This window comes from Pseudomonas sp. MS01C9, assembly GCF_058202755.1.
On sequence record NZ_CM177073.1, the window covers coordinates 4,498,904 to 4,523,169 of the forward strand.

Here is a 24,266-nt window from a genome sequence, read left to right on the forward strand (position 1 = left end):
TCTCCATGGGGAGCAAGCAGGCTCGCTCCCCATGGATCATGTGCGCTTGATCAGGTGCACCGCCAGCACATCGCAAGGCGCGCCGTGCAGCACATCATTGGCGGTAGAGCCCAGCAGCAGTGCCAGGCCATGGCGACCGTGGCTGCCGACCACGATCAGGTCGCAACCCTGTTCCTTGGCCAGGTGGTGGATTTCCTGGCGCGGCTGGCCGTAGGTCAGGTGGCTGAATTCCTTCTTCAGGGCCGGATATTTCGCGATCAGTCGGTCAAGGCGTTCCTTGGCCTGGTCGAATTGCTGTTGTTGCAGCTGGGATAGGTCCATTGGCACGTCGCCGCCGAAGGCCATGGCCATCGGTTCGACGATATGCACCAGCGAAAGCTTGGTGTCTCGGCCTTCGCAAAGCGCGAGGGCACGCTTGACGACGGGATCGCATTCTTCAGTAAGGTCGACGGCGACCAGGATGTGTTCGTAGTACATGGAAAGCACTCCAGAGAATTGCGATACGGTTAAGTATGGCTGGTTTCAAGCGCATTGACGGCGACCTCGGTCAATGGCCCATCAGAATTCGGGAGTACAGATATGACGGTCTGGATAGTGGTGTCAATCCTGCTGGTGGTGTTGAGCCCCCTGGCATGGTTGCGGCCGTCCCGTGTACAGAGCGGTCGCATGGCCCTGCGCATGGAGGCGCGGCGCCTCGGCCTGGCCATGCAACTGGCACCCCAGGAGTGGCCGCACTGGCTCGAGCCGCAGCCACCGAATCCTTGCGCCCAGTACCTCCGGCCCCGGCGCGGCAAGCAACCGGCCAGTTGGAGCTACTGGCAAAGCGCGCCAGGTGTCTGGGTCAACCAGTGGCGGGAAGTCTGCCAGGATGAGGCGCTGCTCGCCCATCTGGAGAAGCTGCCCGCCAACGTCTACAAGATCCAAGCCGATCGGCAAATGATCGCGTTGTACTGGGGCGAAAAAGGCGAGGCCACTGTATTGCAGGACATTTCCGATGTGCTCAAGGCATTGGCTTGACGGGGCGGCGGAAGGTCATGGGGCGTCGCCGTCCGCACCCATAAAAAAGCCCGACAGCTTCATCGGGCGGGTTGGCCAGGCAGGCCGGTAAACAGAATTCTTGTCCGGACGTTCGTTCGCGACCTCATCAGCCGACCGTTTTCAAACGCACTTACGCCAGCATAGCCGGTCGAAATCAGCGTGCCTGGAATTAGGGCGACTTTTCTAATTATTGATCTTATGAATGGCCTTGCATGCGGCGCCGTGTTGCGGATCCGTACGGTACGGAAATGACTGTCAAGTCGCGCTCGGCGCCCTGTTTAGGGCGATTGACAATTGTCGGAATTTCCGTGAAGGTGACGTACCCAAATCAAACGGGCGTATGAATTGAGCGTTTGTATTTTCCGAATGCTCCTACAGAACCCCGACTATCGCGTTGGCGGGTGTGCCTGGCGGATTGGCGTAGCATCGACGGTAACGTCAATGCCGAACCAGTGGTCAGCGTTCAACGTGTACTGTTCAGCGTCCATATCGTGGAGATCAGTTGATGATTTACGAAGGTAAAGCCATCACGGTTAAGGCTCTTGAAAGCGGCATCGTCGAACTCAAGTTCGACCTCAAGGGTGAGTCCGTCAACAAGTTCAACCGTCTAACCCTGAATGAATTGCGTCAGGCCGTGGACACTATCAAGGCAGATGCTTCGATCAAGGGTGTGATCGTCAGCAGTGGCAAGGACGTCTTCATCGTCGGCGCCGACATCACCGAGTTCGTCGACAACTTCAAGCTGCCCGATGCCGAACTGATCGCCGGCAACCTCGAAGCCAACCGTATCTTCAGCGATTTCGAAGACCTCAATGTTCCGACCGTCGCGGCCATCAACGGTATCGCCCTGGGTGGCGGCCTGGAAATGTGCCTGGCGGCGGATTATCGCGTCATGTCCACGTCGGCCAAGATCGGCCTGCCGGAAGTCAAGCTGGGCATCTATCCGGGCTTTGGTGGCACCGTGCGCCTGCCCCGCCTGATCGGCGTCGACAACGCCATCGAATGGATTGCCGCCGGCAAGGAAAACCGTGCCGAAGACGCGCTGAAAGTCGGTGCCGTGGATGCCGTGGTCGAGCCTGGCAAACTCCAGGAGGCCGCCCTCGAGCTGGTCAAGCGTGCCATCAGCGGTGAGTTCGATTACAAGGCCAAGCGCCAGCCGAAGCTGGAAAAGCTCAAGCTCAACGCCATCGAACAGATGATGGCTTTCGAAACCGCCAAGGGTTTCGTGGCCGGCCAGGCTGGCCCGAACTACCCGGCGCCGGTCGAAGCCATCAAGACCATTCAGAAAGCCGCGAACTTCGGTCGCGACAAGGCCCTGGAAGCCGAAGCCGCCGGCTTCGTCAAACTGGCCAAGACCTCCGCTGCACAAAGCCTGATCGGTCTGTTCCTCAATGACCAGGAACTGAAGAAAAAGGCCAAGGCCTACGACGAAATCGCGCGTGACGTGAAGCAGGCTGCCGTGCTGGGCGCCGGCATCATGGGCGGTGGTATCGCTTATCAGTCGGCGTCCAAGGGCACGCCGATCCTGATGAAAGACATCAACGAGCACGGTATCGAGCAAGGCCTGGCCGAAGCCGCCAAACTGCTGGTGGGCCGCGTCGACAAAGGCCGCATGACCGCCGCGAAGATGGCCGAAGTGCTCAACGGCATTCGCCCGACCTTGTCCTATGGTGACTTCGGCCATGTCGACCTGGTGGTCGAAGCGGTTGTCGAGAATCCGAAGGTCAAGCAGGCGGTATTGGCTGAAGTCGAAGACCAGGTCAAGGAGGACACCATCCTTGCTTCGAACACTTCGACCATTTCCATCTCGCTGCTGGCCAAGGCCCTCAAGCGCCCGGAGAACTTCGTGGGCATGCACTTCTTCAACCCGGTGCACATGATGCCGCTGGTGGAAGTGATCCGGGGCGAGAAGTCCAGCGAACAGGCTATCGCCACCACCGTGGCCTACGCCAAGAAAATGGGCAAGAACCCGATCGTCGTCAACGACTGCCCGGGCTTTTTGGTCAACCGCGTGCTGTTCCCGTACTTCGGCGGTTTTGCCAAGCTGGTCAGCGCCGGCGTGGACTTCGTGCGCATCGACAAGATCATGGAGAAATTCGGCTGGCCGATGGGCCCGGCCTACCTGATGGACGTGGTCGGCATCGACACCGGTCACCATGGCCGCGACGTCATGGCCGAAGGTTTCCCGGACCGCATGAAGGACGACCGTCGTTCCGCCGTTGACGTGCTCTATGAAGCCAAGCGCCTGGGCCAGAAGAACGGCAAGGGCTTCTATGCCTACGAAACCGACAAGCGCGGCAAGCAGAAGAAAGTGGCCGACCCGTCGGTGCTGGAAGTGCTCAAGCCGATCGTCTATGAGCAGCGCGAAGTCACCGACGAGGACATCATCAACTGGATGATGATCCCGCTGTGCCTGGAGACCGTGCGTTGCCTGGAAGACGGCATTGTCGAAACCGCCGCCGAAGCCGACATGGGTCTGGTCTACGGTATCGGTTTCCCTCCATTCCGTGGCGGTGCGCTGCGCTACATCGATTCGATCGGTGTTGCACAGTTCGTTGCCCTGGCTGACCAGTACGCTGATCTGGGCGCGCTGTACCACCCCACCGCGAAGCTGCGTGAAATGGCCAAGAACGGCCAGAGCTTCTTCGGTTAAGCGCCCAACGACTAGAGCGAGAGAACATTTATGAGCTTGAATCCTAGAGACGTCGTGATCGTCGACTTCGGTCGTACGCCGATGGGCCGCTCCAAGGGCGGCATGCACCGCAACACCCGTGCCGAGGACATGTCGGCGCACCTGATCAGCAAGCTGCTGGAGCGCAACGTCAAGGTCGACCCCAATGAAGTCGAAGACGTGATCTGGGGCTGTGTGAACCAGACCCTGGAGCAGGGCTGGAACATCGCCCGCATGGCTTCGCTGATGACCCAGATTCCCCACACGTCGGCCGGCCAGACCGTCAGCCGCCTGTGCGGTTCCTCCATGAGCGCGCTGCACACCGCCGCCCAGGCGATCATGACTGGCAACGGTGACGTGTTCGTCGTCGGTGGTGTCGAGCACATGGGCCACGTGAGCATGATGCACGGCGTCGATCCGAACCCGCATATGTCGCTGTATGCGGCAAAGGCCTCCGGCATGATGGGCCTGACCGCGGAAATGCTCGGCAAGATGCACGGCATCACCCGCGAACAGCAGGACGCCTTTGGCGTGCGCTCCCACCAGCTCGCCCACAAGGCGACCGTGGAAGGCAAGTTCAAGGACGAGATCATCCCGATGCAGGGTTACGACGAGAACGGCTTCCTGAAGTTGTTCGACTACGACGAAACCATCCGTCCGGAAACCACCCTGGAAAGCCTGGCGACCCTCAAGCCGGCCTTCAACCCGAAGGGTGGTACCGTGACGGCCGGCACTTCGTCGCAGATCACCGATGGTGCTTCGTGCATGATCGTGATGTCCGCCCAGCGTGCCCAGGACCTGGGGATCCAGCCGATGGCCGTGATTCGTTCGATGGCGGTAGCGGGTGTGGATCCGGCGATCATGGGCTATGGTCCAGTACCGGCTACCCAGAAAGCCCTGAAGCGTGCCGGCCTGAGCATGGCCGATATCGACTTCATCGAGCTCAACGAAGCTTTCGCTGCACAGGCCCTGCCGGTGCTGAAAGATCTGAAAGTGCTCGACAAGATGGACGAGAAGGTTAACCTGCACGGCGGCGCGATCGCCCTGGGACACCCGTTCGGTTGCTCCGGTGCGCGTATCTCCGGTACGTTGCTGAACGTCATGAAACAGAACGGCGGCACTTTCGGGGTGTCCACCATGTGCATTGGCCTTGGCCAAGGCATCGCCACTGTCTTCGAACGCGTCTAAGCGTTGCGTCGATGGAAGCCGGGGCCGAGTGCCCCGGTTTTTGTTTTTCCGGATTTATTTTGTTTTTATTTTGAAAGGACTTGAGCGAGGGCCGAAGCATGCCGATACAACCAGGGCTCTACCAACATTACAAAGGTCCGCAGTACCGCGTATTCAGCATCGCGCGGCATTCCGAGACCGAGGAAGAAGTGGTCTTCTACCAGGCCCTGTATGGCGATTACGGCTTTTGGGTGCGTCCCTTGAGCATGTTCCAGGAGTCCGTCGAGGTTGACGGCGAACAGGTGCCGCGCTTTGCTTTGGTGCAGGCCGAAGAGAGCATTTTTTCCAGGCCATGAGGCCTTCGTGCGGGACCCCCTGCGCTTGACCTCACCTTACAGCCACTATATATAGCGGTGCCGCGTCAGGCGCCAACCGCCTTTCACTTTTTAGAATTCAGGAATTTTCTGATCCATGGGCAAATCGCTGGTCATTGTGGAATCCCCGGCTAAGGCCAAGACCATCAACAAGTATCTGGGTAACCAATACGTGGTGAAGTCGAGTATCGGCCATATCCGTGACCTGCCCACCAGCGGTTCGGCTAGCGCCAGCAAGGAGCCAGCCGCCAAGCGCGGCAAGGCCACTGCGGGCGAAGCGCCGGCGCTGTCGCCGAAGGAAAAGGCGCGCAAGCAGCTGGTCTCGCGCATGGGAGTCGATCCGGAGCATGGCTGGAAGGCCAAGTACGAGATCCTCCCGGGCAAGGAAAAGGTCATCGAAGAGTTGCGTCGGCTCGCCAAGGATGCCGACACCATCTACCTGGCGACGGACTTGGACCGCGAAGGGGAAGCCATCGCCTGGCACCTGCGCGAAGCCATCGGGGGGGATGACAGCCGCTACAAGCGCGTGGTGTTCAACGAGATCACTAAGAAGGCCATCCAGGAAGCGTTCTCCGAGCCGGGCGAGCTGGACATCGATCGGGTCAACGCCCAGCAGGCGCGTCGTTTCCTCGACCGGGTGGTGGGCTACATGGTTTCGCCCCTGCTGTGGGCCAAGATCGCCCGCGGCCTGTCGGCCGGTCGTGTGCAGTCGGTAGCAGTGAAGCTGGTGGTGGAGCGCGAGCGGGAAATTCGTGCGTTCATTCCCGAAGAGTATTGGGAAGTGCATGCGGACCTCGGCACGACCAAGGGCGCGACCGTGCGCTTCGAAGTCGCCCGCGAGAAGGGCGAAGCCTTCAAGCCGCTCAACGAAGCCCAGGCCATGGCAGCGCTGGAGAAGCTCAAGGCTTCCAGCTACAGCATCGTCAAGCGTGAAGACAAGCCGACCAGCAGCAAGCCATCGGCGCCGTTCATTACCTCCACGCTGCAGCAGGCCGCGAGCAACCGCCTGGGCTTCGGCGTGAAGAAAACCATGATGATGGCCCAGCGTCTGTACGAAGCGGGCTACATCACTTACATGCGTACCGACTCGACCAACCTTTCGGCCGATGCCGTGGCGATGGCGCGCACCTACATCGAAAGCGAATTCGGCAAGAAGTACCTGCCGGACACGCCAAATGTCTATAGCAGCAAGGAAGGCGCACAGGAGGCTCACGAAGCGATTCGTCCCTCCGATGCCAATACCGAGCCGAGCAAGCTGTCGGGCATGGAGCGTGATGCCGAGCGCCTGTACGAGCTGATCTGGCGTCAGTTCCTGGCATGCCAGATGCTGCCTGCCCAGTACCTGTCCACCACCGTCAGCGTCGGTGCCGGGGACTTCGAGCTGCGCGCCAAGGGCCGCATCCTCAAGTTCGACGGCTACACCCGGGTCATGCCGCAGATCACCAAGCCTGGGGATGACGATGTCCTGCCGGACATGGCCCAGGGCGACGTGCTGAAACTCATCAAGCTCGATCCGACGCAGCATTTCACCAAGCCACCGGCACGCTACTCGGAAGCCAGCCTGGTCAAGGAGATGGAAAAGCGTGGTATCGGTCGTCCTTCGACTTATGCAGCGATCATTTCCACCATCCAGGATCGTGGCTATGTAGCGCTGCATAATCGTCGGTTCTACTCGGAAAAGATGGGCGATATCGTGACCGAGCGCCTGTCCGAGAGCTTCTCGAACCTGATGGACTACGGCTTTACCGCCGATATGGAAGAGAATCTCGACGATGTGGCCCAGGGCGAGCGGGACTGGAAAAACGTCCTGGATGAGTTCTACGGCGACTTCAAGAAAAAACTCGAAGTGGCGGAGAGCCCGGACAACGGCATGCGGGCCAACCAGCCGGTCATGACCGATATTCCATGCCAGACCTGCGGTCGTCCAATGCAGATCCGCACGGCTTCGACCGGCGTCTTCCTGGGTTGCTCGGGCTACAGCCTGCCACCCAAGGAGCGCTGCAAGGCCACGGTCAACCTGGTTCCGGGGGATGAAATCGCAGCGGACGACGAGGGGGAATCGGAATCCCTGGTGTTGCGTGGCAAGCATCGCTGCCCGATCTGCAGCACGGCGATGGATGCCTACCTGCTGGATGAGAAGCGCAAGCTGCATATCTGCGGTAACAATCCGGATTGTGCGGGCTACGAGATCGAAGAGGGCAGCTATCGCATCAAGGGGTATGAAGGCCCGAGCCTGGAGTGCGACAAGTGCGGTAGCGAGATGCAGCTCAAGACCGGCCGTTTCGGCAAGTTTTTCGGTTGCACCAACCCGACCTGCAAGAACACCCGCAAACTGCTGCGCAGTGGTGACGCCGCACCGCCGAAGATGGATCCGGTGAAGATGCCTGAGCTCAAGTGCGAGAAGGTCAACGACACCTACATCCTGCGTGACGGTGCGTCCGGCCTGTTCCTGGCCGCCAGCCAGTTCCCGAAAAACCGTGAAACCCGGGCACCGCTGGTGATAGAGCTGCTGCCGCACAAGGACGAGATCGATCCCAAGTACCATTTCCTTTGCGAAGCGCCGCAGAAGGATCCGGACGGTCGCCCGGCGGTGATTCGCTACAGTCGCAAGACCAAGGAGCAGTACGTCCAGACTGAGGTCGACGGCAAGCCCACCGGCTGGAAGGCGTACTACGACGGCGGCAAGTGGACCGTTGAAGACAAACGCTGATTGTCGGCAATGACTTGGGGATGAAAGTGCTTGCGTGCGCAGAATGACCAGGCAGCTCCCACAGCACCGTTGTTGAACAGAAAAGGCCCCGTCATGGGGCCTTTTCTGTTTTTGGCTTGCAGTCGCCTCGGTTGATCCATGACACTGTCGCTCTTGCGTGAAGCTTTCATGTCGTTGGGAGGATGCCGCCATGGCCCACGAGCTCTACACCCGCACCAACCAGAAAATCTATTTCGCCGGCCTGTCGCTCGAGGCGCTCGCCAGGGCCGAGGATGGACGAGCAATGAACTCCCCTGCACTGATCCAGGCTGGGCGTGAGTCCGCCTTGTTTCACCTGTACGGTGCGTTATTGGGGTTGTGTCATGAAATCGCAGGCTTCTATCGCTTGCCTCAGGCCAATGCTCCGCGTGCAGAGCTGCTGTTGACCCGCGAGGTCCTCCAGGACATCGCCATCCCCGAGCTGGCGGAAATGCTCGAACTGGCTCAGAACCCTGAAACCTGGCTGGCCAGATTGCTGGCGGCCCATGGGGCGCTGTTCCAGCCGCCGCGGGCACCGCACAAGCCCAAGGGCGATGTAACCCAGCCGTTGATTGTGGCGGTCAACCTGGACGAACCGGAGCCTGAGGACGAATTGAGTCGGGAGGAGCTGGAGAGCTGGCGCCAGAATCTCAAAAGCCTGGCGATTCGTTTCCGTGAAGGGTTGAACGAATGCTGATGGTCTTTTTCGGACCGTAACGTTCATTGACAACGCTTGGTCAAGATCCCGAGCGAATCCTGGCCGATGGCGATATAATCCTCGCCTTTCGTGGAGAACAGACTTTTATGCCTACGTCCTTTCTAGAAATTGTCGAACTTCCTGACGGCCGCATCGAGCTGCGCAGGGCTGAGGACGAGGGTTCCCTGGTTACCCTGAGTTTCTCCGAAGACGCCAAGGCGTTCCTTCAGGGGCAGCACGTCGAAGTCGCCAAGGCGATGTTGAGCGTGGGTGTCCAAATGGCAGGGCGCCTGGTTGAAGGTGAGTTCAGCAAGGAAGAAGGACCACGGGTTCTTCATTGATACCCGTTTGTCGGTTTTTGAAAGATGATTTGCTGACCGGCTTCTCTGTCCTGGAGAAGCCTCGTGGTTGTCCTAGCCCAAACGAATATTCAGGCTTTGTGCGTCTCCGACGCGAGCGGCGCTGATCAACTGTTGTCGCGCGGCAGGGGATAGCGGGTTGAGCCAGCTGACCACCGTATGGCTACGGCCCAGGCGCAATGCTTCGCACGTCAACTGTAGGGCGCTCTGAGTGCCTCGGGGCTGCAGCAGCAGGATACGCTCGCGATTGAGGCCGGCATCTCGCAGCCAGGCTTGGGTAACGCTCGCCGGAGGCGCGATCAGCGTCAACCAGCGAGCGTCCTGGTCCTGGCTCAACTCCCGCAGGATCGGGGCCAGCAGGTTCAGGCAGTTCCCGGCCGCACCACGTAACGACAATTCACTGAAGGCCTCGGGCTCGACGCCCCAGGGTGATTCGATCACATCTTTCAGGACTGGAGCCAAAGGCTGGGCCATGAATGCCTCGAACAGCGGCAGTTGCGTGTGCTGTGGTGTGTGAGGGAAATGCATAAAGCCTCCTTTAGCGGCGAATGACGCCGACGCTCAAGCCTTCGATGACGAGATCCTGTTCTTTCAGGTTCACTTCGATGGGGGCGAATTCGGGGTTTTCGGCGATCAGCCAGACCTTGCTGCCATCGCGCTTGAAGCGCTTGACGGTCACTTCGTCACCGATACGCGCCACGACGATCTGGCCATTGCGGGCTTCGCGAGTGGTGTGCACCGCCAGCAGGTCGCCATCGAAAATGCCGATGTCCTTCATGCTCATGCCGTGGACGCGAAGAAGATAATCGGCCCGGGGATGGAAGAAAGAAGGGTTGATGTTGCAGGATTCTTCGACGTGTTGTTCAGCAAGGATCGGAGCGCCTGCCGCCACGCGGCCAATGATCGGCAGGGTGGTTTCGTCGGCCTTGGCTTCGAAGCCGGGGATGCGGATCCCGCGGGACGCGCCGGGCGTCATTTCGATCGCGCCTTTGCGAGCGAGGGCCTTGAGATGTTCTTCTGCCGCGTTGGGCGACTTGAAACCCAGTTCCTGAGCGATTTCCGCGCGGGTCGGCGGGTAGCCGTTGTCTTCTAGGCAGCGTTTGATGAAGGCCAGAATCTCTGCTTGGCGTGGCGTCAGCTTTAGCATATTGATCGCTCTGTCTTTTTATACAGTGACTGGGATTATATACAGTGGCGGCCGCTTGGCAATCCTCCTTTTTTCTCGGGCCGCCGGACGGTAGAAGGAGCTGCTGGATGCGCCATGGCTACAGCCTGTCAAAGGTATGGTTAAATAGCTGACCGCCCGTTCGCAAAACGTCCCGCCAGGCTTGACAACGCGGGGGCTGAAACGTATGTTTCAAACAAGTGTTTGTCAGGCGGAGTAGCCATGGCCCAGTCGGAAACCGTTGAACGCATTCTCGATGCTGCCGAGCAGTTGTTCGCGGAAAAAGGTTTTGCCGAAACCTCGTTGCGTCTGATTACCAGCAAGGCCGGGGTGAACCTGGCGGCGGTGAACTATCATTTCGGCTCGAAGAAGGCGCTGATCCAGGCGGTCTTCTCGCGCTTCCTCGGGCCTTTCTGCCTCAGCCTCGACCGCGAGCTGGAACGCCGCCAGGCCAAGCCCGACGTCAAGCCCACCCTCGAAGAACTGCTGGAGATGCTGGTCGAGCAGGCGCTTGCCGTGCAACCACGCAGTGGCAACGACCTGTCCATTTTCATGCGCCTCCTGGGCCTGGCCTTCAGCCAGAGCCAGGGGCACCTGCGGCGTTACCTCGAAGACATGTACGGCAAGGTGTTCCGCCGCTACATGCTTCTGGTCAACGAAGCCGCACCCCGTATCCCGCCCATCGAGCTGTTCTGGCGCGTGCATTTCATGCTCGGTGCCGCTGCGTTCAGCATGTCCGGTATCAAGGCCTTGAGGGCCATCGCCGAAACCGATTTCGGCGTGAACACGTCCATCGAGCAGGTGATGCGCCTGATGGTGCCGTTCCTGGCGGCCGGCATGCGCGCCGAGAGCGGCGTCACCGACGACGCCATGGCGGCCGCGCAATTGCGTCCGCGCAGCAAATCGACACCGGCGCTCGCCAAGGCCTGAGTGCCCGGTGCATGGGTGGGCGCGGCGGCCTACATCCGCTAAGCTAGCCGCCCATGCACACTCTCGTTTCGAATCCGCCCCATCTCCCATTGCGTGACCGCGTTCTGCCGGGCCAGGCGCCTGAGGGTGCGGTCGCGCAGCCGCCGTGCGGATTCATCATTATCAAGGAACTATTATGACTGCTGGCCTGCAAGGCTCGTTGATGGTGGACGTCGCCGGTACCTGGCTGACGGCCGAGGACCGCCACCTGTTGCGTCAGCCGGAAGTGGGCGGCCTGATCATTTTCGCTCGAAATATCGAGCATCCACGGCAGGTTCGCGAGTTGAGCGCGTCGATACGGGCCATTCGTCCAGACCTTCTGCTGGCGGTGGACCAGGAGGGGGGGCGCGTTCAGCGCCTGCGTCAGGGGTTCGTCCGTTTGCCGGCCATGCGGGCCATTGCCGACAATCCGAATGCCGAATACCTGGCCGAGCAGTGCGGCTGGATCATGGCCACCGAGGTGCTGGCTGTCGGTCTCGACCTGAGCTTCGCGCCGGTGCTGGATCTCGATTACCAGCGCAGCGCCGTGGTTGGTAGTCGTTCTTTCGAAGGTGATCCCGAGCGCGTGGCATCGCTGGCAGGTGCGTTCATTCGTGGCATGAAGGCCGCCGGCATGGCGGCCACCGGCAAGCATTTTCCCGGTCATGGCTGGGCCGAGGCCGACTCTCACGTGGCCATCCCCAATGATGAGCGCAGCCTGGAGCAGATCCGCGCCAATGACCTGGTGCCCTTCGCCAGATTGAGCAAGCAGTTGGCCGCAGTGATGCCCGCCCATGTCATCTATCCCCAGGTCGATGCCAACCCGGCAGGCTTTTCCCGACGCTGGCTGCAGGACATCCTGCGAGGCGAGCTGCAGTTCGACGGCGTGATCTTCAGTGATGACCTGTCGATGGCTGGCGCCCACGTGGTTGGCGATGCTGCCAGTCGCATCGAGGCCGCGCTATCGGCCGGATGCGACATGGGCTTGGTGTGCAACGACCGCGCAGCCGCTGAGCTGGCCTTGAGTGCTGCACAGCGGTTGAAGGTCAAGCCGTCGGCACGGATCGACCGCATGCGTGGCCAGGCGTTCGCCACCACCGAGTATCGCCAGGATCCACGCTGGCTGACGGCGATCGGCGCCTTGAAGGCTGCCCAACTGATCGACTAGGACATCATCGATGGCCGTTCACGCAATCATCGGCGGTACCGGCCTGGCCCAACTGGAGGGCCTGGCCATTCGCCAGTCCCTGACGGTGGAGACACCCTATGGCGCACCGTCCTCCCAGGTGCACATTGGCGAATTCGCCGGGCGTGAAGTCCTGTTCCTGGCTCGTCATGGTCATCCTCATCGCTTCCCGCCCCATCAGGTGAACTATCGCGCCAATCTCTGGGCCCTGAAGCAGGCCGGTGCAGAGGCGATCCTGGCCGTCAACGCCGTGGGTGGGATTCATGCGGCCATGGGGACCGGACATCTTTGCGTGCCCCATCAGTTGATTGATTACACCAGCGGTCGTCAGCACACCTATTTCGCCGATGACCTGGAAGCGTTCACCCATATCGACTTCAGCTATCCCTACAGCGAGCTGCTGCGCCAGCGGCTGATCGCTGCCCTGGCCGCCGAGGGCTGCGACTACAGCGATCGAGGCGTCCATGGCTGTACCCAGGGGCCGCGCCTGGAGACGGCCGCCGAGATCGTACGGCTGGAGCGCGATGGTTGCGACATCGTCGGCATGACCGGCATGCCGGAAGCGGCACTGGCCCGTGAGCTGGAACTGGACTACGCCTGCCTGGCCCTGGTGGTGAACCCGGCCGCCGGGAAATCCGCGACGGTCATCAGCATGGCAGAAATCGAGCAGGCGTTGCGTGACGGGATGGGAACAGTGAAGTCAGTGCTGGCCCGGGTGCTGGCGGCGGGATAGCCGGCTATTGCGGGTCTGTGCGCTCTCACTGGGGAAGGGCGTGGACAGGGGCTTCGCCGACGTCAGCGCTTTTCCAGCTTATCCGGCAGCGGGGCAAACAGCGCCTCGATATCGTCGCTCTGCAATTGCCAGTCTCCTGCCACGCGGCCGTCCAGCACGCCCGCAGCGAGGTCGGATTTTTCTTTTTGCAGCAGCTGTATCTTTTCTTCCACTGTGCCTCGGGCAATCAGCTTGTAGACGAACACCGGTTTTTCCTGGCCGATGCGGTAGGCGCGATCAGTTGCCTGGTTTTCTGTGGCGGGGTTCCACCACGGATCGTAATGGATCACGGTATCGGCCTCGGTCAGGTTCAGGCCCACGCCTCCAGCCTTCAGGCTGATCAGGAAGATCTGGCGCTTACCGCTCTGGAACTCCTTGACGGGCGTGCGCCGATCCCGGGTCTGGCCGGTCAGGATGGCGTAATCGATCCCGCGTTTTTTCAGCTCGCTCTCGATCAGCGCCAGCATCGAGGTGAACTGGGAAAACAGCAGCACCCGGCGGCCTTCTTCGAACAACTCTTCGAGCATTTCCATCAGGCTGTCGAGTTTGCCCGAGGTGCTGCCCTTGCTGGGCAGGTTGGCGTCGTTGATCAGGCGCAAATCGCAACACACCTGGCGCAGCTTGAGCAACGCCTCGAGGATGATGATCTGGCTGCGAGCCACGCCTTTTCGGGTGATCTCGTCGCGGACTTTCTTGTCCATGGCCAGGCGCATGGTTTCGTAGACGTCCCGCTGGGCATCGCTGAGTTCAACCCAATGGACGATCTCGGTCTTGGGCGGCAGTTCCGTCGCCACTTGTTCTTTGGTCCTGCGCAGCAGGAAGGGTTTCACCCGACCATTGAGGTGCTTGAGCCTCGCGTCGCTGCCGCGTTTTTCAATCGGCACGCGGTAATCGCGGTTGAAGCTCTTGACGTCGCCCAGCCACCCCGGCAGAAGGAAATGAAACAGAGACCACAGCTCGCCCAAGTGATTCTCCAGGGGCGTGCCGGACAGGCACAGGCGCTGCCGGGCATTGAGTTCTCGGGCGGCCTGGGCGGCTTTGCTGGTGGGGTTCTTGATGTACTGGGCTTCGTCGAGGATCAGTACATGCAGCGATTGCGCCGCCAGGCGCTCGACATCCTTGGGTAGCAGCGCGTAGGTGGTCAGTACCAGGTCGTAATCGGCCAGCCGATCGAAGTGCTTCTTGCGTCCGGCGCCATACAGGGCCAGCACCTTCAGTTGCGGTGTGAAGTGGGCTGCTTCGTCGAGCCAGTTGGGAATCAGGCTGGTGGGCATTACCACCATGCAGGGCCGGTCCAGGCGGCCGGCATTTTTTTCGCTGAGAATATGCGCCAGGGTCTGTAGGGTCTTGCCCAGGCCCATGTCGTCCGCGAGGATGCCGCCGACTTCCAGCTGCCGCAGCGATTGCATCCAGCTCAAGCCTTCGAGCTGATAAGGCCGCAATGTCGCGTTCAGTCCCTCTGGCGCGGTGGCCGTGTAGTCCTTGATGTCTCGAAGGCGCTGGGCAAGGCTGCGGATATGCTCGCCGCCTTCCCAACGCAAGGGCATGTCCTGCAACGGGTTGAGGCGCAAGGCGTCCGCGTTGTTCAGGCGTAGCTTGGTAGTGCCCGGTTCCTGCAGGTAAAACTCGCCCAGGGTCGCCAGTACCGGTTTCAGTCGGCCATAGGGCAGGGCCACTTGTTGCGGGCCAAACTGCGAATTCGGGCGGTTCGGCAGGTTGACCAGAATCAGTTCGTCGTCGCGCCGTCTCGCCAGGCGTTCCGGGTTGAACAGCTCGATGTGCGAGCGCATCAGGTTCAGCAGGATCGGCAGCAGGCTCAGCCGCTCGCCATTGACGATGATCCCCAGCTCCAGGTCGAACCAGTCCCGCTCCGGCGTTTGCTCGACGGTGGCGTACCAGTCATCCACGGCGGTGAGGTCGAAGCCGAAATCCTCGTCGATCTGCAATTCCCAGCCCTGGCTACGCAGTTTCGGCAGGTCATTGAGCGTGAATGTCAGCCAGGCGCTGTCGTTGACCATTTCGTACAGTTCACCGGCGCTTTCCGGCAGGGCCTTGCTTTGTCGGGTCGCCACCTTGAAGCCGAGGATCCTTAGCTGTTCGCGATAGGACTGTTCCACATCGGTCTGGCGTTTGATCCGCAGCGTTTGGGTTTCCTGGCGAATCAGTACGTCGGTATTGCGCTGGCCGCTGACGTACTCGTCCAGGTAGCTGAACGACAGGGCGGCACGATGCTGGATATAGCGTTGCATCTTGCCATTGCGCGGCTCGAAGGCACTGAACTCGATGCTGGCCAGCCAGAGGCGCGGCACTGGCTGGACGTTGTCCACAAGCACTTGCGGCGGGGCCTTGGGGCTGCGGTTGTCCAGCACCGCCTGAAGTTTTTCCAGCAGTTGCGCGTCTTTTTCGGCGGCCGGGTAGGCCAGGGTTTCCTGGACTTGCAGCAGCACCGCCGCACAGTGCTTGCAGTTGATGCGTACCGGGCAGGAGCACGCCGCTTCAAGCAACAGCAGTGTCCCTTTGGCTGACTCTTTCAGGCGAATGGTCTGACGGTAAACGTTGCCGCCAGAGCCTTCGCAACTGGCGGTAATGGTGCTTTCACCGGCCTCGACGATCCTGATGCGGTTTTCCTGCGCGTAGCGGCGCCCGCGTTCCAGGCTCTGCTCCTTGAATCGATTGACCCAGGAAGGTGCCAGGGGTTTGCTCAGGGGCGAGGGCATAGGCGCGCCGGTCAGTCGGGAATGACGTCAGGCGCCTGCCGTGGGGCGGGCGTGGTCATGGAGGTGATCTTGATCAGCAAGGCAAGATGACCGTTGTCCAGGTAATTGAGCTGGCCATTCTTGGTGTGGCTTTTCTGTTTCAGGCGTTCGCTGGCGGTGACCAGGCCATTGCCATCGATCTGGTTGACCCAGAAGTCGGCATCCACGTCGGTGAAGCGTCCCAGTTTCAGTTCCAGGGTGCCTTCGATAGGGAATTGACCGAACTGTTCGGTGCCGTCGCTGATGGCGACCTTGCTGCCCTGTTCGCCCAGGGTCTGTTGCCAGGCTTTGTGCATCAGCACCGTGTACTGGCCGCTTGCGTTGAGTTTCTCCACGATGTTGCCCATGGCTGGCGCGCGCTGGCTGTCCGCGGCCAGGCGTTGCGCGCCGGCATCCCAGTCCTCCGGTGCGGCGCGACTGATGATTGCCGGCTCGGCATTCTGGCGTACCAGGATCATTTCAACCTGATACAGGTCGTCGGCGAACGCCAGGGGAGCGACCAGGGTCATCAACAAGGTCAGTGAGCGAAACAGGCGCATGGGGCGTCCTTCAAGCAGTGGTCGGGGTGAGGCGCTCGAACAGCGCTTCTACGGTATTGAAACGCTCTTCCGGGCGTTCCATGGGCACCATGAACTTGAACATCGTGGCACCCTCGAACTTGTAGCGTTTGGGCTGGCCCTGGATCAGCTTGATCAGCACCAGCGGATCGACCGGGGTCTGGGCCTCGAACTCGATACGGCCGCCGTTGGGCCCGCCGTCGACTTTCTTGATGCCCAATTGCTCGGCCTTGAGCTTGAGTAGCGTGGTACGTACCAGGTTCTTGGTCGGCTCCGGCAGCAGGCCGAAGCGGTCGATCATCTCCACTTGCAGGTCCTTGAGGCCTTCTTCATCGCTGGCCGAGGCGATGCGTTTGTAGAGAATCAGCCGCGCATGCACGTCCGGCAGATAGTCCTCGGGAATCAGCGCCGGTACCCGGAGGTTGATTTCCGGCCCGCCACCCAGGGGCTGGTCGAGGTTCGGCTGTTCGCCCTTGCGGATCGACTTGACGGCCCGTTCGAGCATTTCCATGTACAGGGTGAAGCCGACGGCCTGGATCTGGCCACTCTGGCCATCGCCCAGCAGCTCACCGGCGCCGCGGATTTCCAGGTCGTTGGTCGCCAGTACGAAGCCCGCGCCGAGGTCCTGGGTGTTGGCGATGGCCTCCAGGCGTTTCTCAGCATCCGGGGTGATCTGCTGGCGTGGCGGTGTCAGCAGGTAGGCATAGGCCTGGTGATGGCTGCGCCCGACCCGACCGCGCAACTGGTGCAACTGGGCCAGGCCGAACTTGTCGGCGCGCTCGATGATGATGGTGTTGGCGCTGGGCACGTCGATGCCGGTTTCGATGATGGTCGAGGCGATCAGCACGTTGAAGCGCTTGTGGTAGAAATCGCTCATCACCTGCTCGAGTTCACGTTCGCGCATCTGCCCATGGCCGATGCCGATCCGGGCTTCCGGTACCAGCTCGGCCAGGTCGGCGGCGCATTTCTCGATGGTCTTGACGTCGTTGTGCAGGTAATAGACCTGGCCGCCACGCAGCAACTCCCGCAGCAGGGCTTCCTTGACCGTGCTCTTGTTCTGTTCCATGACGAACGTGCGCACCGACAGGCGACGGGCCGGCGGCGTGGCGATGATCGACAGGTCGCGCATGCCCGACACCGCCATGTTCAGCGTGCGCGGGATCGGCGTGGCGGTGAGGGTCAGGATGTCGACTTCGCTGCGCAGGGCCTTGAGCTGTTCTTTCTGGCGCACACCGAAGCGGTGCTCTTCGTCGATGATCACCAGTCCGAGGTTTTTGATCTTCACATCGTCCTGCAGCAATTTATGCGTGCCGATGACGATGTCGATCTTGCCCTCGGCCAGATCCTTAACCGCAGCGTTCACTTCCTTGGCGGATTTGAAGCGGCTCATCACTTCCACTGTCACCGGCCAGTCGGCGAAGCGGTCGCGGAAACTGTTGTAGTGCTGCTGGGCGAGCAGGGTGGTCGGCACCAGGATCGCCACCTGCTTGCCGCTGTGCACGGCAATGAACGCGGCGCGCATCGCCACTTCGGTCTTGCCGAAGCCGACATCGCCGCACACCAGCCGGTCCATCGGCTTGGGCGCGAGCATGTCGGCGCGCACGGCTTCGATGGTGGTCTGCTGGTCGACGGTCTCTTCGAACGGGAAGCCGGCGCTGAAGGTCTCGTAATCGACTTTCGGGTCGGTGAACGCGAAACCTTCCCGCGCGGCCCGGCGGGCGTAGATATCCAGCAGCTCGGCGGCGACGTCGCGCACCTGTTCGGCGGCCTTGCGCTTGGCCTTCTGCCAGGTTTCCGAGCCCAGGCGGTGCAACGGGGCCAGGGCATCGTCGCTGCCGGTATAGCGTGCGATCAGGTGCAGGTTCGCCACCGGCACGTAGAGCTTGGCACCCTCGGCGTATTCCAGGGTGAGGAATTCGGCCGTCTGGTTATCGACTTCCAGGGTGGCCAGGCCCAGGTATCGGCCCACACCGTGGTCGATGTGCACCACCGGGGCGCCCTCGCGCAGCTCGGTGAGGTTCTTGATGACGGCTTCGTTGCTGGCGTCGGCCCGTTTCTCGCGGCGCCTGCGCTGCATCACGCGCTGGCCGAACAACGGGCTTTCGGCGACCAGTGCAAGGGCCGGATCGTCGAGCACCAGCCCTTCGTCCAGCGGCGCGATGGTGATCGCCAGTCGATCTGTGCCGGCGACGAAGTCCGGCCAGCTGTCCACGGTCTTGGGTCGCAGCTTCAGGCGCTCGAGCAGTTCCAGCAGGACTTCTCGCCGTCCGGCGGACTCGGCGGTGAACAGGACGCGGCCGGGAAATTCGTCGAGAAAGCCCGCCAGGGCCCACAACGGTTGGGTGGCCTTGGCTTCGATGGCCAGGTCGGGCAGGGGCTTGGCGGGGAAACGTTCGCGGCCGACACCGGGCTCCACGTCCTGCTGGCTGGCCACCACGCGGGGCCAGCTCTTGAGGCGGGCAAAGCAGTCTTCCACCGGCAGGAACAGCTCGGCCGGCGGCAATAGCGGGCGGGCCGGGTCGACGCGGCGCTCTTCATAACGGTTGCGCACGTCGTTCCAGAAGTTTTCCGCCGCCTGTTCGATGCCGGGCAGGGAAAACACCTGGGTGTCCTGTGGCAGATAGTCGAACAGCGTGGACGTGTCTTCGAAGAACAATGGCAGGTAGTACTCGATCCCGGCCGGGGTGATCCCGCTGCTCAGGTCCTGGAAGATCGGGCAGCGGCGGAAATCCACATCGAAGCGTTCGCGAAAGCGTGCCTTGAAACGGGTCACGGCTTCCTTCTGCAGCGGGAACTCCTTGGCGGGCAGCAGGCGGACCGACTGGACCTTGTCGATGGATCGCTGGTTTTCCGGGTCGAAGGTGCGCAGTGTCTCGATTTCGTCATCGAACAGGTCGATGCGATAAGGCAGCTTGCTGCCCATCGGGAACAGATCGATCAATGCCCCGCGTACGGCGAACTCGCCGTGCTCGTAGACGGTATCGACGCAACGATAGCCGCTGGCTTCCAGGCGGCTGCGCATCTGCTCGACGTCGAGTTTCTGGCCGATGTCCAGCACCAGGCTGCTACCGAGCAGGAACTGGGTCGGTGCCAGGCGATGTAGGGCCGTGGTGATCGGCACTACCAAAACGCCATGACTGAGCTCGGGCAACCGGTAGAGGCTGGCGATTCGCTGGGAAATGATGTCTTGGTGCGGGGAAAACAGGTCGTAGGGCAGGGTTTCCCAATCCGGGAAATGCAGCACTGGCAAATCCGGGGCGAAGAAACTCAGCTCCTGTTCCAACCGCTCGGCGCTCTGGCTGTCGGCGGTCAGCAGCAGGGTGAAGCGCTTTGCAGCGCTGGCGGCCTCGGCGATGGCCAGGCTCAGGGCGGCACCGGGCAGGTTGCCCCAGTGCTGTTTACCTGCACAGGCAGGGAGATGCGGGAGACGCAGAACGGGCACGGAAGGTTGAGCTCCAAGCGTTGCGACAAAGTCGACAATTGTAGCGGGGTAAAGGGGGGGCTGTCAGTCGTAGACTACCCTGGCGAAGGGGAAAACCACGGCGCGACAGGCGCGCATTGCTCAGCCGTGGACTCGGCGGCATAATGTAGCCCCTTTTTTCAGCCCCTACATGTGGAAGGTTCCCGTGACTCAGAAGCCCGACCAGTGTCTTGGTGAATGGATCGATCGTGAAGCACTCGCCGAAGCGATGATCCCTCTCATCGGTCAGCTCTACCGCAATAACAACGTGGTGAGCTCGATCTATGGCCGCAGCCTGATCAACCAGTCTGTCATCGCGATTCTCAAGGCTCACCGCTTTGCTCGCCACCGTCAGTCTGACGACAGCGAATTGTCCGTCCACGAAACTTTCCCTCTGCTCAAGGCCATGAGCGAGCTCAAGCTCGGCGCCGCCTCGGTGGACCTGGGCAAGCTGGCCGTCAAGTTCAAGGCCCAGGGCAATGGCCGCAGCGCCGAGCAGTTCGTTCGCGAAGAGCTGGCCGATGTGGTGGGTCAACAGAACGCTTCGGCCCGTAAAGGTACCGACGTGGTGCTGTACGGCTTCGGTCGTATCGGCCGTCTGCTGGCGCGCATCCTGATCGAGAAGACCGGTGGCGGCGACGGCCTGCGCCTGCGGGCCATCGTGGTGCGCAAGGGCGCCGAGAACGACCTGACCAAGCGTGCCAGCCTGCTGCGCCGCGATTCGGTCCACGGTTCGTTCAACGGCACCATCATCATCGATGAAGAAAACAACACCATCTGCGCCAACGGTAACCTGATCCAGGTGATCTACGCGAAGAACCCCACCGAGGTGGACTACACCCAGTACGGCATCAAGGACGCCCTGCTGGTGGACAACACCGGCGTATGGCGTGATGCCGATGGCCTGGGCCAGCATCTGGCCTGCCCGGGCATCGACCGGGTCGTGCTGACCGCGCCTGGCAAGGGCAAGCTGAAGAACATCGTTCACGGTATCAACCATGGCGATATCACGGCCGAGGACAAGATCGTCTCCGCCGCGTCCTGCACCACCAACGCCATTGTGCCGGTGCTCAAGGCGGTCAACGACAAGTTCGGCATCGTCAACGGTCACGTTGAAACCGTGCACTCGTATACCAACGACCAGAACCTGATCGACAACTTCCACAAGGGCGATCGCCGTGGCCGCAGCGCCGCGTTGAACATGGTCATCACCGAAACCGGTGCCGCCACCGCCGCTGCCAAGGCCCTGCCTGAGCTGGCCGGCAAGCTGACCGGCAACGCGATCCGTGTGCCGACGCCAAACGTGTCCATGGCTATTCTCAACCTGAACCTGGAGAAAGCCACCAGCCGCGAAGAGATGAACGAGTACCTGCGCTATGTGGCGCTGCATTCGGAACTGCACAAGCAGATCGATTTCGTCAATTCGCAGGAAGTGGTCTCCACCGACTTCGTAGGCTCGCGCCACGCCGGCGTAGTCGATGCCGAAGCCACCATCTGCAACGACAACCGCGTTGTCCTGTATGTGTGGTACGACAACGAGTTCGGTTACAGCTGCCAGGTGGTTCGCGTAATGGAAGACATGGCCGGTGTAAACCCGCCAGCGTTCCCGCGCTAAGCCCAGGCCGCCCATGAAAACGCCCCGACTTGTCGGGGCGTTTTTTTGTCTGAGCTTTATGTCCTGCGCAAGGCCTGCTCGCGCCAGGACTTATCTGGCGCCGCCCGCCATCGAAGCCTGTGCAGTGCGCAATTCATGACGATTGCCCCTGAACAGCACCAGGGTCGCCACCAGCCCCAACACCGCCGCGCCACTGAGCCATATGCCGGGAGCCGCCTTGTTCCCCAGCTCATGGATCAGATAAGTACAGGCCGCCGGGGTAAAGCCGCCGAAGGTGGCGGTGGCAAGGCTGTAGGCCAGGGAAAAGCCGGTGGTGCGCACCTCAACCGGCATGATTTCCGTCAAGGCCACCACCATGGCGCCGTTGTAGGATCCGTACAGGAACGAGAACCACAGTTCGACCATCAGCAGATGGCTGAAGCTAGGGTTCGTCACCAGCCATGACAGCGCTGGATATGCCGTTAGGATCGCCAGGATTGTCGCTCCCAGCAGCAAGGGCTTGCGTCCGATCTTGTCGGAAAACGCACCCATCACCGGTAACCAGAAGAAGTTCGACAGGCCGATGCATACCGTGACCAGCAAGGCATCCAGATCCGACAGGTTCAATTCGGCCTTGCCGAAGGTCGGGGTATAGGCGGTGATCAGGTAGAACGACACCGTGGTCATGACCACCATCGCCATGCCGGCCAGGACGATGCCAAAGTTCTGACCGATGGAGCGGATGATTTCCGACAGGGTGGGGCGGTGTTTTCTTGCTTGGAACTCAGGGGTTTCCTCCAGAGAGCGACGGATCACGAAAATGGCCGGCACGATCATGCAGCCCACCAGGAAAGGTACGCGCCAACCCCATTCGCCCATTTCCTGGGGGCTCAGCCAATGATTGAGGGCCACCCCCAGCAGCCCGGCAAACACCACGGCGGCCTGTTGGCTGGCGGACTGCCAACTGACAAAGAAACCCTTGCGTCCCGGCGTGGAGATTTCCGCCAGGTACACCGACACACCGCCCAATTCCACACCGGCGGAAAAGCCCTGCAGCAACCGCCCCAGCAGCACCAGCAGCGGGGCCATCACGCCCAGGGTGGCGTAACCTGGCACACAGGCGATCAGCAAGGTGCCCGCGGCCATCATCGCCAGGGTGATGATCAGTCCCTTGCGGCGACCGTGTCGGTCAATATAGGCGCCGAGAAAGATCGCCCCCAGCGGACGCATCAGAAACCCGGCGCCGAACGTGGCCAGGGACAGCATCAGCGAAGCGAAGGCACTGTCGGTGGGAAAGAACGTCCTGGCGATGGCCGTGGCGTAGAAGCCGTAGACCATGAAGTCGAACATCTCGAGAAAATTGCCGCTGACCACGCGAAAGATCGCCTTGGCGCTGCTCGTGTTGGAAGACATGTCGGTACTCACTCTGGCAAATCTTGTAGGAATCGCAGTACCTGTGGGAGCGAGCCTGCTGGCGGTGGCGACGGATCAATCAGCACCCATGCGACTGACTCTCCACTATCACGACCAGGTTCGCTTCCACAGATTCGCGCATGCACGCGCTGACGCCCATAATGGCGGGCGCGGTTTTGAGGGGAGATGAAGATTTGTTAATTGGACGCAGGGAGATGCTTGTGGTCCTGGTTGCTGCCTTGTCCGGCTGCGGCAACGGCGACACCCTCGAGCGATTCGACGGGCCCACCATGGGTAGTCGTTATTCTGTCCAATACGTCAGGCATTCCGCCGCCCCTGGCCCGAAAGCGCTGCAGGGCGAGGTGGAAAGCATCCTCGCCGAAGTGGACCGGCAGTTCTCGACCTATCGCAGCGATTCCGAGATCGAGCTTTTCAACGGGTTGCCGGCCAACAGTTGCAAGGTCATGCCCGGGCCGGTCCTGGAACTGATACGAGTGGGGGAACGGTTGTCCCTGGACAGCGAGGGGGCTTTCGACCTGACGGTGGAGCCGTTGTTGAACCTGTGGGGATTCGGCCCCCAGTCCCGGGAAGAAAAGGTGCCAACCGCGCAAGCCCTGGCCCAGGCGCGGCAGCGTGTCGGCTACGGGCAACTGCGTATCGACGGTGAGCGGTTGTGCAAGGACGCCGCGGTGGAAGTCGATTTCAACAGCGTCGCCGCGGGCCATGCCGTGGACCGGATCGCCGCCAGGCTCCAGGCCCTGGGCATCGACAGCTACCTGGTGGAAGCCACGGGAGAGCTCAAGGCTGCCGGACACAAGCCCGATGGCGCGCCCTGGCGAGTCGCCCTGGAAGAACCCCGGGACGACCGGCAGGTGGCCGAGCGTGTCATCGAGGTCGATGGTTATGGGGTTTCGACGTCCGGTGACTACCGTCATTATTTCGAACAGGACGGAACGCGTTATTCCCACACGCTCGACGCACGCACCGGTTCGCCGGTCCGACACAACCTGGCGTCAGTGACTGTGATTCATCCTTCGGCGTTGATGGCCGATGGACTATCGACGCTGTTGCTGATTCTCGGCCCGGAAAGGGGCTGGGACTATGCCGAAAAACACGGTATCGGGGTATTTTTCGTGGTGCGGGAGCAGGGGCGCTTCGTCATCCGCACCAATGATGCATTTGAACGGTTTAGCACCGGCAAAGCCCAACGATGACAGGCTGGTGAAAGGGTAGGTGTGGCGAAATGGCGCAGGCAAAAGGGGGTGCCCCCTAGCCTAGGACGCGACCAAGGGGTAATGTGCGCGGCGTTGACGCTTCTATAGACTGTGGCCGGGCTCGTGAACCGGCCCCAAATTGTTCCTTCATGCCGCAAACGGCGTGA

19 protein-coding genes are annotated in these 24,266 nt (G+C 61.3%); 12 read left to right on the forward strand and 7 right to left on the reverse strand.

Annotated elements, in window-relative coordinates; translation table 11 throughout:
• Positions 1-36: 36 nt before the first annotated feature.
• Positions 37-477, reverse strand: a complete 441-nt coding sequence (locus AC1M7R_RS20445; protein ID WP_072389013.1) for a universal stress protein — start codon at positions 475-477, stop codon at positions 37-39.
• 102 nt (positions 478-579) lie between these two features.
• Between AC1M7R_RS20445 and AC1M7R_RS20450 the strand changes: the two genes are divergently transcribed.
• The 7 genes from AC1M7R_RS20450 to AC1M7R_RS20480 all read left to right on the forward strand — a co-directional run bounded on the left by AC1M7R_RS20450 (position 580) and on the right by AC1M7R_RS20480 (position 9,016).
• Positions 580-1,017, forward strand: coding sequence for a hypothetical protein (locus AC1M7R_RS20450; protein ID WP_072458062.1), 438 nt, complete (start codon positions 580-582; stop codon positions 1,015-1,017).
• A 526-nt stretch (positions 1,018-1,543) separates the two neighbouring features.
• On the forward strand, positions 1,544-3,691 hold the full coding sequence (fadB, locus tag AC1M7R_RS20455; protein ID WP_072389009.1) for a fatty acid oxidation complex subunit alpha FadB: 2,148 nt from the start codon (positions 1,544-1,546) through the stop codon (positions 3,689-3,691).
• Between the two features lie 30 nt (positions 3,692-3,721).
• The gene (fadA, locus tag AC1M7R_RS20460) at positions 3,722-4,897 is read left to right on the forward strand and encodes an acetyl-CoA C-acyltransferase FadA (RefSeq protein ID WP_053158700.1); all 1,176 of its coding nucleotides are present in this window, start codon (positions 3,722-3,724) and stop codon (positions 4,895-4,897) included.
• 98 nt (positions 4,898-4,995) lie between these two features.
• The gene (locus AC1M7R_RS20465) at positions 4,996-5,232 is read left to right on the forward strand and encodes a DUF1653 domain-containing protein (RefSeq protein ID WP_072389007.1); all 237 of its coding nucleotides are present in this window, start codon (positions 4,996-4,998) and stop codon (positions 5,230-5,232) included.
• A gap of 115 nt (positions 5,233-5,347) precedes the next feature.
• On the forward strand, positions 5,348-7,960 hold the full coding sequence (gene topA / locus AC1M7R_RS20470) for a type I DNA topoisomerase (RefSeq protein WP_072389005.1): 2,613 nt from the start codon (positions 5,348-5,350) through the stop codon (positions 7,958-7,960).
• A 190-nt stretch (positions 7,961-8,150) separates the two neighbouring features.
• A complete protein-coding gene (locus tag AC1M7R_RS20475; RefSeq protein WP_072389003.1) occupies positions 8,151-8,675 on the forward strand; it encodes a DUF6586 family protein in 525 nt (174 codons plus the stop codon).
• A gap of 107 nt (positions 8,676-8,782) precedes the next feature.
• Positions 8,783-9,016, forward strand: a complete 234-nt coding sequence (locus AC1M7R_RS20480; RefSeq protein WP_072389598.1) for a hypothetical protein — start codon at positions 8,783-8,785, stop codon at positions 9,014-9,016.
• Between the two features lie 72 nt (positions 9,017-9,088).
• On the opposite strand, the gene sulA is transcribed toward AC1M7R_RS20480, so the two are convergent.
• Positions 9,089-9,562 carry an SOS-induced cell division inhibitor SulA gene (gene sulA, locus AC1M7R_RS20485; RefSeq protein WP_072389001.1) on the reverse strand — a complete coding sequence of 158 codons (474 nt, stop codon included), beginning with the start codon at positions 9,560-9,562 and terminating at the stop codon, positions 9,089-9,091.
• 10 nt (positions 9,563-9,572) lie between these two features.
• A complete protein-coding gene (gene lexA / locus AC1M7R_RS20490; protein ID WP_072388999.1) occupies positions 9,573-10,181 on the reverse strand; it encodes a transcriptional repressor LexA in 609 nt (202 codons plus the stop codon).
• A gap of 240 nt (positions 10,182-10,421) precedes the next feature.
• Here lexA and AC1M7R_RS20495 point away from each other — a divergent pair, with 240 nt between their 5' ends.
• The 3 genes from AC1M7R_RS20495 (at position 10,422) to AC1M7R_RS20505 (ending at position 13,066) form a co-directional block, all read left to right on the forward strand.
• Positions 10,422-11,129 carry a TetR/AcrR family transcriptional regulator gene (locus AC1M7R_RS20495; RefSeq protein WP_072388997.1) on the forward strand — a complete coding sequence of 236 codons (708 nt, stop codon included), beginning with the start codon at positions 10,422-10,424 and terminating at the stop codon, positions 11,127-11,129.
• 187 nt (positions 11,130-11,316) lie between these two features.
• Positions 11,317-12,315, forward strand: coding sequence for a beta-N-acetylhexosaminidase (nagZ, locus tag AC1M7R_RS20500; protein ID WP_177305086.1), 999 nt, complete (start codon positions 11,317-11,319; stop codon positions 12,313-12,315).
• A gap of 10 nt (positions 12,316-12,325) precedes the next feature.
• Positions 12,326-13,066, forward strand: coding sequence for an S-methyl-5'-thioinosine phosphorylase (locus AC1M7R_RS20505; RefSeq protein WP_490609860.1), 741 nt, complete (start codon positions 12,326-12,328; stop codon positions 13,064-13,066).
• Between the two features lie 62 nt (positions 13,067-13,128).
• Here the strand turns inward: AC1M7R_RS20505 and AC1M7R_RS20510 are convergent, their stop codons facing one another.
• Genes AC1M7R_RS20510 through mfd form a run of 3 tightly spaced genes read right to left on the reverse strand, consistent with a single transcriptional unit; the run spans position 13,129 to position 19,860 of the window.
• Positions 13,129-15,822: a DEAD/DEAH box helicase gene (locus AC1M7R_RS20510; protein WP_072430357.1), complete on the reverse strand. Its 2,694-nt coding sequence runs from the start codon at positions 15,820-15,822 to the stop codon at positions 13,129-13,131.
• A gap of 11 nt (positions 15,823-15,833) precedes the next feature.
• Positions 15,834-16,400: a CsiV family protein gene (locus tag AC1M7R_RS20515; protein ID WP_072388990.1), complete on the reverse strand. Its 567-nt coding sequence runs from the start codon at positions 16,398-16,400 to the stop codon at positions 15,834-15,836.
• A 10-nt stretch (positions 16,401-16,410) separates the two neighbouring features.
• A complete protein-coding gene (gene mfd, locus AC1M7R_RS20520) occupies positions 16,411-19,860 on the reverse strand; it encodes a transcription-repair coupling factor (protein WP_076407222.1) in 3,450 nt (1,149 codons plus the stop codon).
• A gap of 169 nt (positions 19,861-20,029) precedes the next feature.
• Here mfd and AC1M7R_RS20525 point away from each other — a divergent pair, with 169 nt between their 5' ends.
• Positions 20,030-21,493: a glyceraldehyde-3-phosphate dehydrogenase gene (locus tag AC1M7R_RS20525; RefSeq protein WP_072388986.1), complete on the forward strand. Its 1,464-nt coding sequence runs from the start codon at positions 20,030-20,032 to the stop codon at positions 21,491-21,493.
• 90 nt (positions 21,494-21,583) lie between these two features.
• Here the strand turns inward: AC1M7R_RS20525 and AC1M7R_RS20530 are convergent, their stop codons facing one another.
• A complete protein-coding gene (locus AC1M7R_RS20530; RefSeq protein ID WP_072430359.1) occupies positions 21,584-22,885 on the reverse strand; it encodes an MFS transporter in 1,302 nt (433 codons plus the stop codon).
• A 215-nt stretch (positions 22,886-23,100) separates the two neighbouring features.
• Between AC1M7R_RS20530 and AC1M7R_RS20535 the strand changes: the two genes are divergently transcribed.
• Entirely contained in the window at positions 23,101-24,099 is a 999-nt protein-coding gene (locus tag AC1M7R_RS20535; protein WP_490609861.1) for an FAD:protein FMN transferase, read from the forward strand.
• Positions 24,100-24,266: the final 167 nt, after the last annotated feature.

What these genes read in the sequence shown, in the direction of transcription:
- AC1M7R_RS20445 (WP_072389013.1), bottom strand. Translation starts at nt 477, where the DNA reads ATGTACTACGAACACATCCTGGTCGCCGTCGACCTTACTGAAGAATGC.
- AC1M7R_RS20450 (WP_072458062.1), top strand. Translation starts at nt 580, where the DNA reads ATGACGGTCTGGATAGTGGTGTCAATCCTGCTGGTGGTGTTGAGCCCC.
- fadB (WP_072389009.1), top strand. Translation starts at nt 1,544, where the DNA reads ATGATTTACGAAGGTAAAGCCATCACGGTTAAGGCTCTTGAAAGCGGC.
- fadA (WP_053158700.1), top strand. Translation starts at nt 3,722, where the DNA reads ATGAGCTTGAATCCTAGAGACGTCGTGATCGTCGACTTCGGTCGTACG.
- AC1M7R_RS20465 (WP_072389007.1), top strand. Translation starts at nt 4,996, where the DNA reads ATGCCGATACAACCAGGGCTCTACCAACATTACAAAGGTCCGCAGTAC.
- topA (WP_072389005.1), top strand. Translation starts at nt 5,348, where the DNA reads ATGGGCAAATCGCTGGTCATTGTGGAATCCCCGGCTAAGGCCAAGACC.
- AC1M7R_RS20475 (WP_072389003.1), top strand. Translation starts at nt 8,151, where the DNA reads ATGGCCCACGAGCTCTACACCCGCACCAACCAGAAAATCTATTTCGCC.
- AC1M7R_RS20480 (WP_072389598.1), top strand. Translation starts at nt 8,783, where the DNA reads ATGCCTACGTCCTTTCTAGAAATTGTCGAACTTCCTGACGGCCGCATC.
- sulA (WP_072389001.1), bottom strand. Translation starts at nt 9,562, where the DNA reads ATGCATTTCCCTCACACACCACAGCACACGCAACTGCCGCTGTTCGAG.
- lexA (WP_072388999.1), bottom strand. Translation starts at nt 10,181, where the DNA reads ATGCTAAAGCTGACGCCACGCCAAGCAGAGATTCTGGCCTTCATCAAA.
- AC1M7R_RS20495 (WP_072388997.1), top strand. Translation starts at nt 10,422, where the DNA reads ATGGCCCAGTCGGAAACCGTTGAACGCATTCTCGATGCTGCCGAGCAG.
- AC1M7R_RS20505 (WP_490609860.1), top strand. Translation starts at nt 12,326, where the DNA reads ATGGCCGTTCACGCAATCATCGGCGGTACCGGCCTGGCCCAACTGGAG.
- AC1M7R_RS20510 (WP_072430357.1), bottom strand. Translation starts at nt 15,822, where the DNA reads ATGCCCTCGCCCCTGAGCAAACCCCTGGCACCTTCCTGGGTCAATCGA.
- AC1M7R_RS20515 (WP_072388990.1), bottom strand. Translation starts at nt 16,400, where the DNA reads ATGCGCCTGTTTCGCTCACTGACCTTGTTGATGACCCTGGTCGCTCCC.
- AC1M7R_RS20525 (WP_072388986.1), top strand. Translation starts at nt 20,030, where the DNA reads ATGTGGAAGGTTCCCGTGACTCAGAAGCCCGACCAGTGTCTTGGTGAA.
- AC1M7R_RS20530 (WP_072430359.1), bottom strand. Translation starts at nt 22,885, where the DNA reads ATGTCTTCCAACACGAGCAGCGCCAAGGCGATCTTTCGCGTGGTCAGC.
- AC1M7R_RS20535 (WP_490609861.1), top strand. Translation starts at nt 23,101, where the DNA reads ATGCTTGTGGTCCTGGTTGCTGCCTTGTCCGGCTGCGGCAACGGCGAC.